21 protein-coding genes are annotated in these 13,103 nt (G+C 58.8%); 7 read left to right on the top strand and 14 right to left on the bottom strand.

Annotated elements, in window-relative coordinates; genetic code table 11:
• The first annotated feature begins 339 nt into the window (after positions 1-339).
• The 3 genes from ASC97_RS11310 (at position 340) to ASC97_RS11300 (ending at position 1,527) form a co-directional block, all read left to right on the top strand.
• Positions 340-579 carry a hypothetical protein gene (locus ASC97_RS11310; RefSeq protein WP_057468449.1) on the top strand — a complete coding sequence of 80 codons (240 nt, stop codon included), beginning with the start codon at positions 340-342 and terminating at the stop codon, positions 577-579.
• A gap of 104 nt (positions 580-683) precedes the next feature.
• Positions 684-887, top strand: a complete 204-nt coding sequence (locus ASC97_RS11305; protein WP_057468448.1) for a hypothetical protein — start codon at positions 684-686, stop codon at positions 885-887.
• Positions 888-1,314: 427 nt separating this feature from the next.
• Positions 1,315-1,527: a cold-shock protein gene (locus ASC97_RS11300; RefSeq protein WP_018900054.1), complete on the top strand. Its 213-nt coding sequence runs from the start codon at positions 1,315-1,317 to the stop codon at positions 1,525-1,527.
• 105 nt (positions 1,528-1,632) lie between these two features.
• Here the strand turns inward: ASC97_RS11300 and dusA are convergent, their stop codons facing one another.
• Positions 1,633-2,676 (bottom strand): tRNA dihydrouridine(20/20a) synthase DusA, encoded by a 1,044-nt coding sequence (gene dusA / locus ASC97_RS11295; RefSeq protein WP_057468447.1) that lies wholly within the window; start codon positions 2,674-2,676, stop codon positions 1,633-1,635.
• A gap of 91 nt (positions 2,677-2,767) precedes the next feature.
• Between dusA and ASC97_RS11290 the strand changes: the two genes are divergently transcribed.
• On the top strand, positions 2,768-3,937 hold the full coding sequence (locus tag ASC97_RS11290; RefSeq protein WP_057468446.1) for a site-specific integrase: 1,170 nt from the start codon (positions 2,768-2,770) through the stop codon (positions 3,935-3,937).
• Here the strand turns inward: ASC97_RS11290 and ASC97_RS11285 are convergent.
• Complete coding sequence (locus ASC97_RS11285; protein ID WP_057468445.1) at positions 3,934-4,344, bottom strand: hypothetical protein; 411 nt, start codon at positions 4,342-4,344, stop codon at positions 3,934-3,936. The two genes, ASC97_RS11290 and ASC97_RS11285, sit on opposite strands and share 4 nt — an antisense overlap.
• Before the next feature lie 203 nt (positions 4,345-4,547).
• On the opposite strand from ASC97_RS11285, the gene ASC97_RS35925 reads away from it, so the two are divergent.
• The 3 genes from ASC97_RS35925 (at position 4,548) to ASC97_RS11270 (ending at position 5,537) form a co-directional block, all read left to right on the top strand.
• Positions 4,548-4,781, top strand: a complete 234-nt coding sequence (locus ASC97_RS35925; protein ID WP_057468444.1) for an Arc family DNA-binding protein — start codon at positions 4,548-4,550, stop codon at positions 4,779-4,781.
• 133 nt (positions 4,782-4,914) lie between these two features.
• On the top strand, positions 4,915-5,175 hold the full coding sequence (locus ASC97_RS11275) for a hypothetical protein (RefSeq protein WP_057468443.1): 261 nt from the start codon (positions 4,915-4,917) through the stop codon (positions 5,173-5,175).
• Positions 5,176-5,201: 26 nt separating this feature from the next.
• Positions 5,202-5,537 (top strand): DUF982 domain-containing protein, encoded by a 336-nt coding sequence (locus tag ASC97_RS11270; RefSeq protein WP_057468442.1) that lies wholly within the window; start codon positions 5,202-5,204, stop codon positions 5,535-5,537.
• 11 nt (positions 5,538-5,548) lie between these two features.
• Here ASC97_RS11270 and ASC97_RS11265 read toward each other — a convergent pair whose 3' ends face one another.
• The 12 genes from ASC97_RS11265 to ASC97_RS11205 form a co-directional block, all read right to left on the bottom strand.
• A complete protein-coding gene (locus ASC97_RS11265; RefSeq protein WP_156390359.1) occupies positions 5,549-6,178 on the bottom strand; it encodes a hypothetical protein in 630 nt (209 codons plus the stop codon).
• On the bottom strand, positions 6,156-6,488 hold the full coding sequence (locus tag ASC97_RS11260; protein WP_057468440.1) for a hypothetical protein: 333 nt from the start codon (positions 6,486-6,488) through the stop codon (positions 6,156-6,158). Before ASC97_RS11260 ends, ASC97_RS11265 begins: the two co-directional genes overlap by 23 nt.
• Positions 6,472-6,927, bottom strand: coding sequence for a hypothetical protein (locus tag ASC97_RS11255; RefSeq protein WP_057468439.1), 456 nt, complete (start codon positions 6,925-6,927; stop codon positions 6,472-6,474). The genes ASC97_RS11260 and ASC97_RS11255 overlap by 17 nt, the downstream gene beginning before the upstream one ends.
• Positions 6,928-7,071: 144 nt before the next feature.
• The gene (locus tag ASC97_RS33935) at positions 7,072-7,506 is read right to left on the bottom strand and encodes a hypothetical protein (RefSeq protein ID WP_156390358.1); all 435 of its coding nucleotides are present in this window, start codon (positions 7,504-7,506) and stop codon (positions 7,072-7,074) included.
• Positions 7,503-7,790: a hypothetical protein gene (locus ASC97_RS11240; RefSeq protein ID WP_057468436.1), complete on the bottom strand. Its 288-nt coding sequence runs from the start codon at positions 7,788-7,790 to the stop codon at positions 7,503-7,505. Before ASC97_RS11240 ends, ASC97_RS33935 begins: the two co-directional genes overlap by 4 nt.
• A complete protein-coding gene (locus ASC97_RS11235) occupies positions 7,780-8,277 on the bottom strand; it encodes a TIGR02594 family protein (RefSeq protein ID WP_057468435.1) in 498 nt (165 codons plus the stop codon). The genes ASC97_RS11240 and ASC97_RS11235 overlap by 11 nt, the downstream gene beginning before the upstream one ends.
• 75 nt (positions 8,278-8,352) lie before the next feature.
• Entirely contained in the window at positions 8,353-8,760 is a 408-nt protein-coding gene (locus ASC97_RS35265) for a hypothetical protein (RefSeq protein ID WP_244481449.1), read from the bottom strand.
• Between the two features lies 1 nt (position 8,761).
• Positions 8,762-9,799 carry a hypothetical protein gene (locus tag ASC97_RS11225; protein WP_057468434.1) on the bottom strand — a complete coding sequence of 346 codons (1,038 nt, stop codon included), beginning with the start codon at positions 9,797-9,799 and terminating at the stop codon, positions 8,762-8,764.
• A gap of 11 nt (positions 9,800-9,810) precedes the next feature.
• On the bottom strand, positions 9,811-10,725 hold the full coding sequence (locus ASC97_RS11220) for a hypothetical protein (protein ID WP_156390357.1): 915 nt from the start codon (positions 10,723-10,725) through the stop codon (positions 9,811-9,813).
• A gap of 15 nt (positions 10,726-10,740) precedes the next feature.
• Entirely contained in the window at positions 10,741-11,523 is a 783-nt protein-coding gene (locus ASC97_RS11215; RefSeq protein WP_057468432.1) for a DUF2313 domain-containing protein, read from the bottom strand.
• Complete coding sequence (locus ASC97_RS11210) at positions 11,516-12,595, bottom strand: baseplate J/gp47 family protein (protein WP_057468431.1); 1,080 nt, start codon at positions 12,593-12,595, stop codon at positions 11,516-11,518. The genes ASC97_RS11215 and ASC97_RS11210 overlap by 8 nt, the downstream gene beginning before the upstream one ends.
• A complete protein-coding gene (locus ASC97_RS11205) occupies positions 12,567-13,103 on the bottom strand; it encodes a phage GP46 family protein (protein ID WP_057468430.1) in 537 nt (178 codons plus the stop codon). Before ASC97_RS11205 ends, ASC97_RS11210 begins: the two co-directional genes overlap by 29 nt.

Below are 13,103 nucleotides of genomic sequence, written 5' to 3'. Positions count from 1 at the left end.
GAGGTTGTCGTAGCCCCGGCGCCGTCGGAACAGGTGGCCGAGGTCGAGTAGACCTCAACTAAAGTGGCGCGCTGTTCGGCTAGCGCGCCCTCTGCCTTTGGCCAAAAGCGGACTTTAGGATGAAGGCTATAGTGTCCTCTTTGTCAGGGAGGAAACCTTGAAAATGCAGTGGTGATTTCGGTTGATCCGCGTTTCTCGCTGAAAGACGATGATCCGGACGGGGGGACAAATCCGTCATCACTTTCAATGATCTAGGTGACGCAGTGGCTAACGTCTCCTCAATGTTGCCTGCCATCATCGAACATCACCCAAGCGCCGCCGTTGTTGTCGTGCGAGGGATTGAGCCTGGGGACCTATGACGAGATCTACGATTTTGCCGTCAGGGTCTACGAGATGACGCATGGCAGCACCTGCTCCCCGCATTTCTACCTCATGACCCAGGAACCACCGGACTACTGGCCGGCGGTGGTGAAGATCGTCCGTCAGGCACTGCCATCAGGCGATATCGGCCATGCCTGCCTCGACGAGGCGGTGCGGTTCGCAGACGACGACATCAAGCGGTTACGGCGGCGCGGCTGAGGCTGTAGCCTCTCCGGACGCCGGGCACTCTCGCTGCCGGCCCGTTAAACTTGCATCAACCCCTGCATGGCATATCTTCCGCCGCAGCACGGAAGGAGACATGCATGGCACTCATAGGCTTCAGGAACACCCACAATCACATGATTTATGTCAATCCGGCGCAGGTCCTTTACGTCTCGACCTTTGAAGAAGACGTGACGATCATTGCCTATGCCGTGGTCGACGCCGGCGGCAAGCCCGTCGTCTCCCATGTCCGCGGCAGTGCCGAACTGGTGCAGCACAGGTTGGGTGGAGCAGCGGCCAGATAGGCCGCACCGCGCGCATGGAAAGCAGGCGTCAGGCGTCTCGAAACGGTACCGTTTCGGTACGGTTTCCCAAAAGGAAACAGCAGCGACTGTGAATCCTTACTATTCGTCAAGTGTTTGAATCTTTGGCTATTCCCGGGTTGTCACATCCGGTGCCAGAATATTCTCGCTTGCATTTTGCTTCGAATACTGGCACCAATCGAAGTACTCGGGCATTTGCATGCCGGTGACTGGACTGATGTGGTAAAGCCTTCCGGCAGGGGGGTGGCGTGGGGGACCTCACGTGCGTAGACGTTCTTTCCCCGTTCGTGAACTACTCGACTGACCCTTCGCGCGCTGAATTTGATGAGGGGGCGCGAAAGTGAAAGCCGTCCATTTCCTTTCGGGGGGGTGGATACCAGACAGACTACAGGGAAAAGGACCTATCCCAATGGCCACCAAAGGCGTCGTAAAATTCTTCAACCAGGACAAGGGTTTTGGTTTCATCACTCCGGACGGCGGTGCAAAGGACGTTTTCGTTCATATCTCCGCTCTTCAGGCTTCCGGCATCCAGTCGCTCCGCGAAGGCCAGCAGGTTACCTTCGACACCGAGCCGGATCGCATGGGCAAGGGCCCGAAGGCCGTCAACATCTCGGCAAACTAATTCCATTTCTGCTTCGGCAGGAATGACGACGGCGCTCCGCAAGGGGCGCCGTTTTTCGTTGGCGGGGACTGCAGACCGGTATGGCGCCGTGTGGCCAACGTGCCCTCAGGCCCCGACCGCCTCCGCCGTCGCGCCGTCGAAATCCACTGCCGCGAAGGCGGCCGCGATCACCTCGGGCCCTGCCCCCGATTTCACCGCATCCGTCGACAGGATTTGCCGGTAGCGCCGCGCCCCCGGCAGGCCGGTGAAGAGCCCGACCATGTGCCGCGCCACCTGCTGCAGCCGGCCGCCGCCGGCGATATGCCGCTCGGCATAGGCCATCATCCGGTCGCGCAGGCCGTCCCAGTCGGTTTCGACCATAGGCGCGCCGAAGAAGCGCCTGTCGACATCGGCAAGCAGGGCAGCATTCTGGTAGGCCGCCCGTCCAAGCATGATGCCGTCGACATGCGCGAGATGCTCCGCCGCGGCATCCAGCGTCTGGATGCCGCCGTTGATGCCGACGAAGACATCGGGCCGCGCCTGCTTCATGCGATAGACGATGTCATAGTCGAGCGGCGGGATCTCACGGTTTTCCTTGGGAGACAGGCCCTTAAGCCATGCCTTGCGGGCGTGGATCCAAACCGCGTCGGCCCCGGCATCGAGCACCCGGTCGAGCAGGTCGGGCAAGGCGACCTCCGGATCCTGCTCGTCGACGCCGATCCGGCACTTTACCGTGACGGGCACGGTGCTAACAGCCTTCAGCGCCGCGATGCACGCCGCCACCGTCTCCGGCGTCAGCATCAGGCAGGCGCCGAAGGTTCCGGACTGCACCCGGTCGGAGGGACAGCCGACGTTGAGATTGATCTCGTCGTAGCCATAGGGTGCGGCGATCTCCACCGCCCGCACCAGCTTTTCCGCATCCGAGCCGCCAAGCTGAAGCGCCACCGGATGCTCCGCCGCGTCGAACGACAGCAACCGCTCGCGCGGTCCATGTAGGATCGCATCCGCCACCACCATCTCGGTATAGAGCAGCGCGTTGCGGCTGATCTGCCGGTGGAAATATCGGCAATGGCGATCCGTCCAGTCGATCATCGGAGCCACCGCAATGATCGGGCTGTTGGAATAATGGGATTTCCCTTGATTTGCAGGCTTTCCGCTCGTAACCGTCATGTCTCGTTTAATCTCGTTTTGGACCTTTAACGCCCGTTCCTGAGATGCTAATGCTACAGCGTAGCACTGGCGAGAGGTTCTGTAGCACTGCATGGGTACGATATCAGAGCGAAAGCGCAAGAACGGGACAAAGGCTTATACCGCACAGATCCGAATTAAGCGAGACGGTGTGCTGGTTCATAGCGAGGCACAGACCTTCGATCGCCGACCGGTTGCAAACGCCTGGCTGAAAAAGCGCGAAACCGAACTCGATCAACCAGGCGCTCTCGACAAGCTCAAAACTCCCGACGTAACCCTCGCCGCGGCAATCCAAAAGTACATTGAGGAATCGGTCAAGGAGATTGGCAAGACGAAGGCCCAATGCCTGCGCATGATCAAGAAGCATGCGATCGCCGACAAGCGTTGCAGCGAGATCACAAGCGTCGATATCGCGGCTTTCGCAACAGACATGAAGACAGGCTGGCTACCGGAGGATGCTGATCCAGATCTGAGAGCCGACGTTCAGCAAGTCGGCGAGGCAAAGGAGCGCCTCCCCCAAACCGTCGGAAACTACATGTCACACCTCGGCGCCGTGTTCGCAGTCGCGCGGCCGATGTGGGGCTACAAACTCGACAAGATCGCATTCGACGACGCGTTCACGGTTACCAAGCGTCTCGGCATAACGAGCCGCAGCAAGGAGCGCGACCGCCGCCCAACCCTGAGTGAATTGGACAGGCTACTGACCTACTTCGCCGAAAGGAACGTTCGAACACCTCAATCAATGCCGATGGGCCAAGCTATCCTTTTTGCAATTTTCTCAGCGCGCCGCCAGGAAGAGATAACGCGGCTGCTTTGGACGGACTACGAGCCCGAACACGGCCGCATTCTCGTCCGAGATATGAAACATCCCGGCCAAAAGATCGGCAACGATGTGTGGTGCACCCTGACAACCGAGGCTATTGCGGTCATCCAGGCAATGCCGCGCAGCAAAGCCGAGATCTTCCCGTACAACTCGAATACGATCTCGCGTAATTTCACCGACGCCTGCAAGGTTTTGGGTATCGACGATCTGCACTATCACGACCTTCGTCACGATGGAGTCTCGAGGCTATTTGAAATCGGGTGGGATATCCCGCGGGCTGCTACTGTGTCGGGCCATCGGTCTTGGTCCAGTCTGAAGCGATATACTCACATTCGCCAGACGGGAGATAAGTACGCCGGCTGGAAGTGGCTTCCTCATATGAGGGACGCTGGCGCCGAGACGCCAGCGAATTTAGGTTAGATCAACCTGTCGCGACAAATCGACCGTCGAAGATCTTGCACGACCTCAAAGGGAAGGAGCATGGCCTCCCCCTCTCCTCGCAGGGACCACGACGAAACCGCCTCTTTAACGCCCAGCGCGTCCGATCCTGCAGGAATCAGAGCAATGGCTCGCGCAATGCCGACCATGCGCAAATATGCGTCGGCCTCGTCCTTGTGACCGCGGCCGAGAACTCTATCACTTGCGATCCTGAATTCTCGCTCCAGATAGAAGATCGCTTTGTCATATGGCGCCACCTCGGCATCAGTTGGTCGCAGACTGGCAGCCCCCGCCAACGCCACCATAGCTGTAACCATACTGCGTCTGTTGATACGAAAAGGTTGTGCCGCACCGTGATCAGATCCGGCGCGCTGTGCATCGCATTGCATTTCCATTTTCCCTAAATCGTGTCCTCTGTTCGAAAAGGCCGGACCAGGGCGATGCTTTCCCGGCCTTCTCGTTAAAATGCGCCCCCAACAAAATCGCAAGGCAGCAAACGTTCGTTAACTACGCTCAACCTGCAATATGCATAACCAATCTGTGGCATCGTGGTGGCATATCGGTCAACAGTCGTTTGTGGCATCGGTGCGGCATGGCGACCGACGACTTACATTTTAGGTTACGAATACCTGAACAGCTGAAGCAGCGTGTGTTTGCCGCCGCGAAGGCGAACGATCGATCCATGACTGCTGAGATTCTAGCCCGGCTGGAAGCGACCTTCGCCCCTGACAATGTAGATCCGATCGATATTGAACTCGTTGAGATGGTGGCCGACATCGACCGCCTAAAGGTCCGCCTCATTCGGTCGAGACAGCGCGCCAAGTAGGCCTGGCGTGGCGCTCCCACGCCAAATCCCTTGACGACTAAGAGCACCTGGTCCATTTATCAGCCGGCTCCGGGCGGGAGCCACTCTCCGATCCCTTCGACATGCGGCGGTCGATCCTTGCGAGGATACACCTATGCGCTTTGTCAGCATGAACTGGTCGCCTGGATATCTAAACGTCTGCCCTCAGCACACCGATATCGAGGTGAAGTGCACGTGCTGCGGAGAGCAGAAACCGTTTGACCGTCATACCGTGCCGCCGCTCTTCCGACATGCCCTGATCGAGGACATCGAACCCCGACTGCGTTGTTCGTCTTGTGGAGCGAAGGCGGCAAAGATGCTGTTCGGCTCCTATGTCGATGATGCTGCCGGAACGAATCGCCTGCTTTCCCGTTGAGTGGCGTCTGAATGGGAGGATTCACCATGCAGGACGATCCCTCACCCGTAGAAATACGCTGGATTGGAATTGCGACGGACCCAGGCAAAATCCGGGTACTGACGACGGTCGCCGGTCTTGCGGAAACACTGATGGGAAGTTGGCCCGAGGAGGAGATGGGCGACGTGTGGCGCGGCGCGGTTGCCGCGTGCCTGCGGGCACTAGAAGCCCAGACCAACGGCGATGCTGCCCGTGAGGCTTTCATCCTTGCCGCCCGAGACGGGGATGTCACACTCATCACAGACCCGGGTAGGCTGGCACCAGGTGGTGGCGCTGAAAAGCGACCGAGGAAAAAGCCGACGTGGAGATCGAGGGGTCACTGAGGCCGTGGCGTTTACGACGACTGGCCCTGCTTGGCGATACAGGCAACGATCGCTTGACCGGCACTGGTTGAGCCGCGCGCGGTCAATAGATGCGGCTTATCAGAGATTCCGTCGTCAATCGCGATCTGTTTCTTTGCCGCTGCGAATGCGTCGACAAACTGCTTGGCCTGATCGCCGTCGAGCACGACTTGAGAGACAGCAAGGTTATTCCCCACAGCGCCCGTCTCACCTTCCGCGTCGAACAGCAACTTGCCGTCGAAGGCAAACTTGACGGTCGGCTTGAAACCCTCGAGCTTCGGATCATAGTCGAAGCCAGGAATAGCTCGTACGGTCAGCCCCTTCTTGGCGCTGTCGCACAGCACGACGACCCCGGACCGAATAGAGGACATGAAGTTGACGGAAACGCTTTCGCCTCCGGAAAATGGGTCAGCCTCCTTGTCGACAGACCAATTCTCAAATCCGGCATAGCTCGGCATTACCGAGACAACTGAAAACAATGCAGCAATGGAAAGAGCGCGAAACACATTGACCCCCTTGTTTCGATGTTCGTGCATCTTGCTCTGCCCATCGGGAAAATCAACCTGCACTAGAGAAGAATTTCCAAAACCAGTTAGCAGGTTAGTGCCTGCGAGCAAGATCAACCCGCAAATCGCCCAGCATTCGGGTCAATGCCTCGATCTCGTCTGCCAACGTCTCAAGACGCCGGCAGATCATGTGTGCGTGATCCTTCGACTTCTCTTGGCCCTCCGCCAGTACGTCGGTCAGGTTGTTGACAGCGACGGTCGCAGTCGTGAGTGCCTTGGGGTCGACGATGACGGAAGCAATGGTCGCGTTAGTCGGGCCCGACTTGTCTGCAGAAATCAGGCCTAGATAGCGAGCGGCAAAAATGATGGCGACGGTCGCGCCAAAAGTGATGAGGGCAAGCGGCGGCAGATCAGCCAGATTTTCCATTTCGTGCTTCTCTCTCGTCGTGCGCGGCTCGTTTGATATTGACCAGCTCGCCGACCGCAAAGAGCGGATAGATAGCGAGCCAGGTCGAGACGACGTTAGAGGATGCGTAGCAATATGAGATGCCGACCCAGATGAGGCAGCCTATTGCAGCAGAGACCTGCCGTATGCTCGGCGTCACGTGTTTGCGTGCGCCATTCACGATCAGACCGACAATCCTCAAAATACCGAGGCAGACCATCAACCAGCCGAGCAGGTCTTCGCTTCTGAAAACTGCCCGAAATATCGACCATTCCGACTGCTCGAAGAGCCGGGATGGCATCAACAAAACATAACCCCATAGCGCGGTATGCCCTGCCAGAAACCATTCCATCATGCGAGGGCCAAACCGGTGCTGGATACGAATCCAGATCCCCGGGCCGGCGTAAGGCGTGCCTGACATCAGTGCGGCCCTCCTACGCCTTTTCGGAAGGACTTGTACGAGGTCACGGACCGGTAGCAGGTGCCATAGCCATCCCGAAGCTCCAAAACATACCCTGCCAGTTGGCGATCGGTCGAAGTGTCCGGGTTAATCGCGCCTGGCAATTCAGGGCACACCAGTTGCTTTTCCGGGTCGTCCTGCGCCTCGTATTGGATCGACGCCTTGGGAACCACTATGCTGCTGGGCGTTCCACAGCCCACGCAGAAGACGCTGCACAGGATCGCTGTCACGGCATTTCGTACCGTCTTCGGCATATTCGATATCCTTGGCTATGCGAGCGCTTTCGACGGCTGCGCTTTGCTCGGCTGCGGCGCGTTCTCGTTCTGCAGCCAGCAGCCTGTTCTGTTCGGAGACGATCCGGTTGTGGTTCTCAACCGAGATCTTCAGGTCAGCGGTCGTCACGTCCAGCTGCTGCTGGAGAACAATTTTCTCGGCTTTCAGCGTTTCGATGCGGCCTGCCGTCAACCTAAGTGAGATCCCTAAGCCAACAACGATGATCGCAAGACCGGCCGCCAGCCAAGTGAGCATTTTGGCGGTCATCCTGCGTAGCCCTCCGGTGGATCATCGGGAACAGTAAGTTCTGTCACGCCTGCATTGCGCGCATTGTTGGTGTCCCATTGGGCACCGAAGATATATGAGCCGAGCGTCGCACCAGCGAGGCCGAAGATCGCCCCAACCAGCGCGATCAAAAGCGCAGTGCTCATCCCCATGAGCGCGGCAACGATGATCGCTGTTGCCGCGCACCCGCAATAAAGCAGAGTCAAGTAAATCAGAAGTCGGCGCCGGCGCCACTCAAACAGGCCGTGCGGGTTTCTACGCTTCATTGGTGGAAACCCTGCCGTCGCTAGCCAAGAGTGGCAGAGAGGCGTTCGGCTTGCTTGCAGGATCTGGCCAGCGATAACCGAGGACCCGGTCTTTCGAGAACGGCTTGATACTGACCATGTCGCCCTGGTTGCCGCCAAGCACCATGAGGTTGCCGTTCGTATCACGCCCGACGACAAACCCGACATGGCCCGACCATCCCTGCGGAGTGCCGCGCCAAAAGATGACGATGCACCCGACGACAGGGCTAGCAAGCTTCGTAGGCAGCTTCAGCCAGGAGCGCGCTGCGGCGGCGCCCTGTGCGATCGGAAGCCCGGACTCCGCCAGAACGCCGCCCACAAACGCACCACACCAGCTCGTTTCATCGTCACGGAACGGCGCTTTGATCTGTTCCCAGAATTTAAGAATACGGGGTTCGTGCTTGGGGCCAGGTATCTCGCGCATGCCAAGGTAGCCGCGCGCCCTGGTGATCCAGTGCGGTTCAGACATTTTAGTCTCCGATTTAAAGGGTAGAAAGCAAAGGCAATCAGTCGCCACACTCACCAAGGAGCGGGCTCTGATGCCTCAGAGTTCAGACGCAGCAAGAAAGAAGGCGTCGATCTGTTGATCGGTAAAGCCCATTGCGGCGAAGCCAGCGGCCATCATCGGCTCATAGCGAACGAAGGTTCCTGAATACTCATATGCAACCTGAACGGCCCGATCCTGCGTCCCAATCCAGGAGCCGACCACGTCGATTAGTTCAGCCGCTACGAGCTGCAGTTTGAACTGACGAGAGGAGACCTGCTCCGGTACGATCGGCCGCTCCGGATCATGAGCGGCAAGGACCGTATCCAACGCGATGTTTTGCTCATCGGTCAGGTTTTCCCGCCCCGATATCTCACCATCGCCACCCCAAGTGAATGCAAGACCGGACAGACCTGCGGCGGCGATTTCCTTTGGGAAGCTTGGGCCAATTAGATCGTTCTGAGTCATGTCAGTTCCCTACCGTGACAGTGAGGCTCGGCGCGCTTGCAAGGCTTGTGCCAGTCCGCCAATTGGAGGTTCCAGACGAGGTGACGCCGTAGATCGTGGCGTAGTGATAGCCTTCGCTCAGTTCTGCGTTGGTATTTACCGCCACCACGTGTGCGCCTGTGTCGGACGGGACAAGCTCGACGCCGAGGCTGTAAATACCGTCGAAACAGATTGACGAGCCCTGTCGGACGCCAGCCCCCGATACAGAGCAGCTAGACGTGAACGCGGCCCTGGTCAGGTCATTTAGCCACGACAGAAACTCGCAGCGGATCTCGGAGTTAATTTCGACGCTTGTTATGCTCGTCGTACTGCGGCCTGTGGAGAACTCGTTTTTCAATCGAGCCGTGGAGCGGTTAAACCAGGACCGGACAAACCGCTGCGTTGGACTGTCTGCGAAGGCTGGCCCTGCCACCGGACGCACCATGCCGAGCAGCGTTCTGGTCGCATCGCCGGTCTTGATTTCCACACCGGTCGCAGCATCAATCGAGTGGCCAGTTGCCGACGCTTCTAGCGCCAAATTCCCGGCGTTGATGTACGCATAGATGTAGTACAGCGAGGAAGGCGTCAGGCCAGTAGCCGCCAAGGCCACGCCTGCAGCTGGGATCACGTAATGCGCTCCGTTTATGGTAAGGAGCCTGCCTTTGTCACGAATGAGGCGGATGTTCGCGCCGTCCAGAAAGAGTCGGCATTGGCCAAAGACAAGAGGCGCCGCATCTTGCTTGGGGCCAACGGCAGCGGCAATTGCCGCCGTTACCGCAGATGTGTCGGCCTTCGCCGCAAGGGCCGCCGTCATCGCTGCTGCAAAATTGGCGTTGTCTCCCAAAGCCGCAGCAAGCTCATTCAGCGTATCTAATTGGCCCGGCGCGCCGTCCACGAGAAGGCCAAGGATCTGGTCAACGGTCAGGAACGCCGTTACACCGTCCTTCATCGCAGGCACGAGGTGCTGACCTGAAGGCGCGCCCGCAGGATTGAGATGATCTATTCTGATCTGTTCAGCCAAAGCACGTCTCCCTAGGCAAAAGCAGTAATTTCAAGCGAACCCGTAAGCCCGCCTGGGGCGCCTTGCGATTCGTTCCAATTCGACGTCACCGTCGCTCCAAGCGAGTACCGCGTAACGATCCTGTTTGAGACGACGTTGCCATATTCCAGGCCTCCCGCCCCAACGATGCCGGTGGTAATTACGGATCCGCTGAATGCTGCTGTCGGCGTGCGCGCCCAATTGATTGCCTCAGTGCCGGTAAACAAGCTGGCAAAGTTGGAATTGAGGGCACTGGCCGCGCCGGTCTTCACGGTGCTCAGCTTCAGGCGATTGAGGTTTGCCAGATTGGTAATCGTCGGAACATTGCTCGGGTTGGTGACGACACGCGCCACAAGCATATTGTCGAATGTGCTATCGAACGAGGCATGATCCTCGCTGAGCGCCCCGGGATTGTATGCCCCATCCGCCAGGTCTTTCAGCGCGAAGCCGGACCCCGGTGTCCACCGAAGGTGATAGGTCTTGGTTGCCGCTGTCGCGAAGTCCTGCTGGACGGTGGTCACATTGTAAATTCCACGGTGCAGGAAATCATAGGCAGCAGGTACTCTAACCTGCCCCGCAGCCGGCGAAACAACCGGAAGGCGGCCATCGGCTGTCATAACTTCTGGAAAGATCGGGAGGCGAACACGCGCTTCCGTCATCAGCACGAAATTCTCATCACCGCCACTGCCCGTGGCCGCAGCTATCAGATTGTTGATTGCCTGGAGGAGCTGCGTCAGATCACTTGACGAGGGAGTGAGGCCCGCAGCTGCGATAACCGCCATAATCTCACGTTGCGGGTGCTCGACTGCACCCGCCGGCACTCTTGAGCCGGCGGTGGCGCCAGGCGTATTGCGATCCACGAAGGACGCATTGGGATCTGGGCTGCCGAAAGGAGCGTTATATTTCATTGAACCCTCTGGGGATTAGAGTGTGACGCAAATTGAGTTGCCGTATTCATCGACGATGACCGCACCGTTCTCGGTCACCAGCTCGGCAATAGCGATCCACGCTTCGGGTATTGCGAGCACCCAACCCGGCAGCTCTTGCCGGATGAAGCAAAGGATCTGTTCCGAGCCCCCGAGCGAAAACAGCGGATCGAAACCCAGCTCCGAGGCGCCTGCTTCGAAATAGGAGATCGACGCGTCGCGAACTCGCACGACGATGTACGCCTCTTCGGCCGCAGCTCCCGCCTCGTGGTAGCTGCCACTTTCGGAAAATCCGCATTCGAAAAGGCAGGGTTCTTCGATCTCGATGGCAAACCCGAAATCCGCAGCGACCCGAACAAAGTCTTCAGGATGGTTCAACGGCTCAGCCGCCACCTTCCTGCGCAGCGCGGCCAGCCGTTGCGCCGTGGATTGCTCGCCTGTGAAACACCGCTCCGGTAGGCCATGATCGGCTTCCCATTCGTCGAGCGTTTCATTGGCCGTCTGGGCACTTGACTCGCCAACCAACTGCCAAGCGCGCGCATACAGGAACTCAAACGGCGCGAGCAGCACGCGGGTAAATCGGCCGATCCACCCATCGAGCGAAACAGCCTCGCCATCAGGGCTGCCCCAAGCGGCCCCTGGAGGCCAGAACGACAGTCCTGCGGAGATGAGGTCATCATTAGTCGGTTGCGAGAGCGCATCGCCTGGCACGGTCAGAGCCATCTGCGTGCGCGGCGTGAAGCTGTTCGTCAGCGTATGCTTCCACGGAGATTTAGACATAGGTCACGGTTCCCGGAACCGGATAGTGCCCGTTGGTATACGACAGGTCGTCGAGCGGCCAATTCAGAACATGGCTCGTCTCTCCCGTCACTCCTGATATCGCTTCCGAGATCCAACTGCGCGAGAGGACGAACACGTCACCAGACACGCCTGGTCGTGCCTTGTCGTAAAGTACCTTGGCAATCGCAGCGTCGATTAAAGAACGCACCTCGTCGGTGTCATTTGAGAGGTTGGCGACAATGGGATTGAGCGCAGACGGCGTCGGGGCTTCTACCACGCTGTCGTTAACGCGGATCAGGCGCTTGGCGTCGATCGCGTTTTGCACGACGGCCACATCTCCTGATGTAGGAATGTTGTCTGATCGGCCCTTGAACAGAAAGAACACGACAAGAAAGGACGGCGTCATCGCGTCGCGATAGGCCCAAGCCTTCAGGACACCTGGCACGTCGCGAACAGTCTGCTCGTAGTCGGTCAGTTTGCCGGCACCAGGAGGATTGGCTTTGCGAAAGAGATATCGGGCGCGAAAGGCGTCCACGTCTTCCACATCAGCGCCGCCGCCGAGGCCGTCAGTGCCGACCACGAATTCGGTTTCCAGCGTCGGATAAAGTCCGGGGTCGGAAAGCGCGAGCGTTCCGCCGGCGTCGCGATTTGTGGCAGCGCCCTTGCCTTCTGACGTGACGCTGAAGCTGACGGTTCCGAGGGGACTAGTCTGGGCCGGGCTGGTCGAGACATAGACCTGCGACCCGGACCCGAACCGGATGCCTGCCGGGTAGATCGTATTGGCCAAGCCGTTTCCGGTGATGATGCCGGAGGAAGCAGCCGGCTGCTTGCGAAAGATGTTCACGTCAGCCGCATGAAGCGTCAGCATGGATATGTTCGCCGATCGGCCAAACAGCTGCTTGGCGAGATATGCCTGCCGCAATTCCAGCTCATGGCCGAGACCGGCCAGGACCTTCACAACTACGGTCACGAAGTTGTTTTTCAGGCTGGTATCGCTTCCAACCGTATATTGGCGGAACGCTCCGCGTGCCCGCGACGAAAGCTCATCCAGCGAGCGGACTGTCCACGCCATCAATCTGTCTCCAGAGGTTTTCGAATTTGCGTTGATAGATGCGGGCGCCATCGCGTCCGTAGAGACTGACGACGCAATCAAGCCGGTTCGCGTTTCGGTCGGCGGTTGCCACCGCCTCGATCCGGGCAACGGCGCCCTGATCGATCAGCGGCTGTAGAGCCTCGATCGCGTAATCCTGAGCGTCGACTTCAATCCCGTCGTAGAGAGAGCGCCGGCGCAGAAGCCACCAGCGGGAGCCAAGCGGCCCCTCGCCCTCCATCTGGTCAAAGCTGTCGCCGAACCAGCCACGGTTTTCTTCGCCGTCGCGCAGCTCACTTTCCTCGACGCGACGATCCGTCATGAGATGGATCAGCACCTGCGTCGCCAGGCCCTGCTCCGCGCGAAAGTCGCCGGGCGCCGTGGGATGGTCTGGCGAATTCATGATCAGATCGCCGACAAACCCATCCCAGCCGAGGTCCGGCGCGCGATAGGGTTCGACGCTGTCATCCTTGGGAATGATGCGAACCAC

It is taken from the genome of Rhizobium sp. Root1203, from assembly GCF_001424945.1.
Classification (GTDB): Bacteria; Pseudomonadota; Alphaproteobacteria; order Rhizobiales; family Rhizobiaceae; genus Rhizobium.
This window is presented reverse-complemented; position numbering and strand designations above follow the sequence as displayed.

Coding starts and splice junctions, on each gene's coding strand:
- ASC97_RS11240 (WP_057468436.1), bottom strand. CDS start 7,790: ATGAAGCGTAGAAACCCGCACGGCCTGTTTGAGTGGCGCCGGCGCCGA.
- ASC97_RS11215 (WP_057468432.1), bottom strand. CDS start 11,523: ATGTCTAAATCTCCGTGGAAGCATACGCTGACGAACAGCTTCACGCCG.
- ASC97_RS11255 (WP_057468439.1), bottom strand. CDS start 6,927: ATGTCAGGCACGCCTTACGCCGGCCCGGGGATCTGGATTCGTATCCAG.
- ASC97_RS11220 (WP_156390357.1), bottom strand. CDS start 10,725: ATGAAATATAACGCTCCTTTCGGCAGCCCAGATCCCAATGCGTCCTTC.
- ASC97_RS11260 (WP_057468440.1), bottom strand. CDS start 6,488: ATGGAAAATCTGGCTGATCTGCCGCCGCTTGCCCTCATCACTTTTGGC.
- dusA (WP_057468447.1), bottom strand. CDS start 2,676: ATGACGGTTACGAGCGGAAAGCCTGCAAATCAAGGGAAATCCCATTAT.
- ASC97_RS11235 (WP_057468435.1), bottom strand. CDS start 8,277: ATGTCTGAACCGCACTGGATCACCAGGGCGCGCGGCTACCTTGGCATG.
- ASC97_RS11275 (WP_057468443.1), top strand. CDS start 4,915: ATGCGCTTTGTCAGCATGAACTGGTCGCCTGGATATCTAAACGTCTGC.
- ASC97_RS35925 (WP_057468444.1), top strand. CDS start 4,548: ATGGCGACCGACGACTTACATTTTAGGTTACGAATACCTGAACAGCTG.
- ASC97_RS33935 (WP_156390358.1), bottom strand. CDS start 7,506: ATGACCGCCAAAATGCTCACTTGGCTGGCGGCCGGTCTTGCGATCATC.
- ASC97_RS11290 (WP_057468446.1), top strand. CDS start 2,768: ATGGGTACGATATCAGAGCGAAAGCGCAAGAACGGGACAAAGGCTTAT.
- ASC97_RS11210 (WP_057468431.1), bottom strand. CDS start 12,595: ATGGCGTGGACAGTCCGCTCGCTGGATGAGCTTTCGTCGCGGGCACGC.
- ASC97_RS11300 (WP_018900054.1), top strand. CDS start 1,315: ATGGCCACCAAAGGCGTCGTAAAATTCTTCAACCAGGACAAGGGTTTT.
- ASC97_RS11285 (WP_057468445.1), bottom strand. CDS start 4,344: ATGCAATGCGATGCACAGCGCGCCGGATCTGATCACGGTGCGGCACAA.
- ASC97_RS11305 (WP_057468448.1), top strand. CDS start 684: ATGGCACTCATAGGCTTCAGGAACACCCACAATCACATGATTTATGTC.
- ASC97_RS11270 (WP_057468442.1), top strand. CDS start 5,202: ATGCAGGACGATCCCTCACCCGTAGAAATACGCTGGATTGGAATTGCG.
- ASC97_RS35265 (WP_244481449.1), bottom strand. CDS start 8,760: ATGACTCAGAACGATCTAATTGGCCCAAGCTTCCCAAAGGAAATCGCC.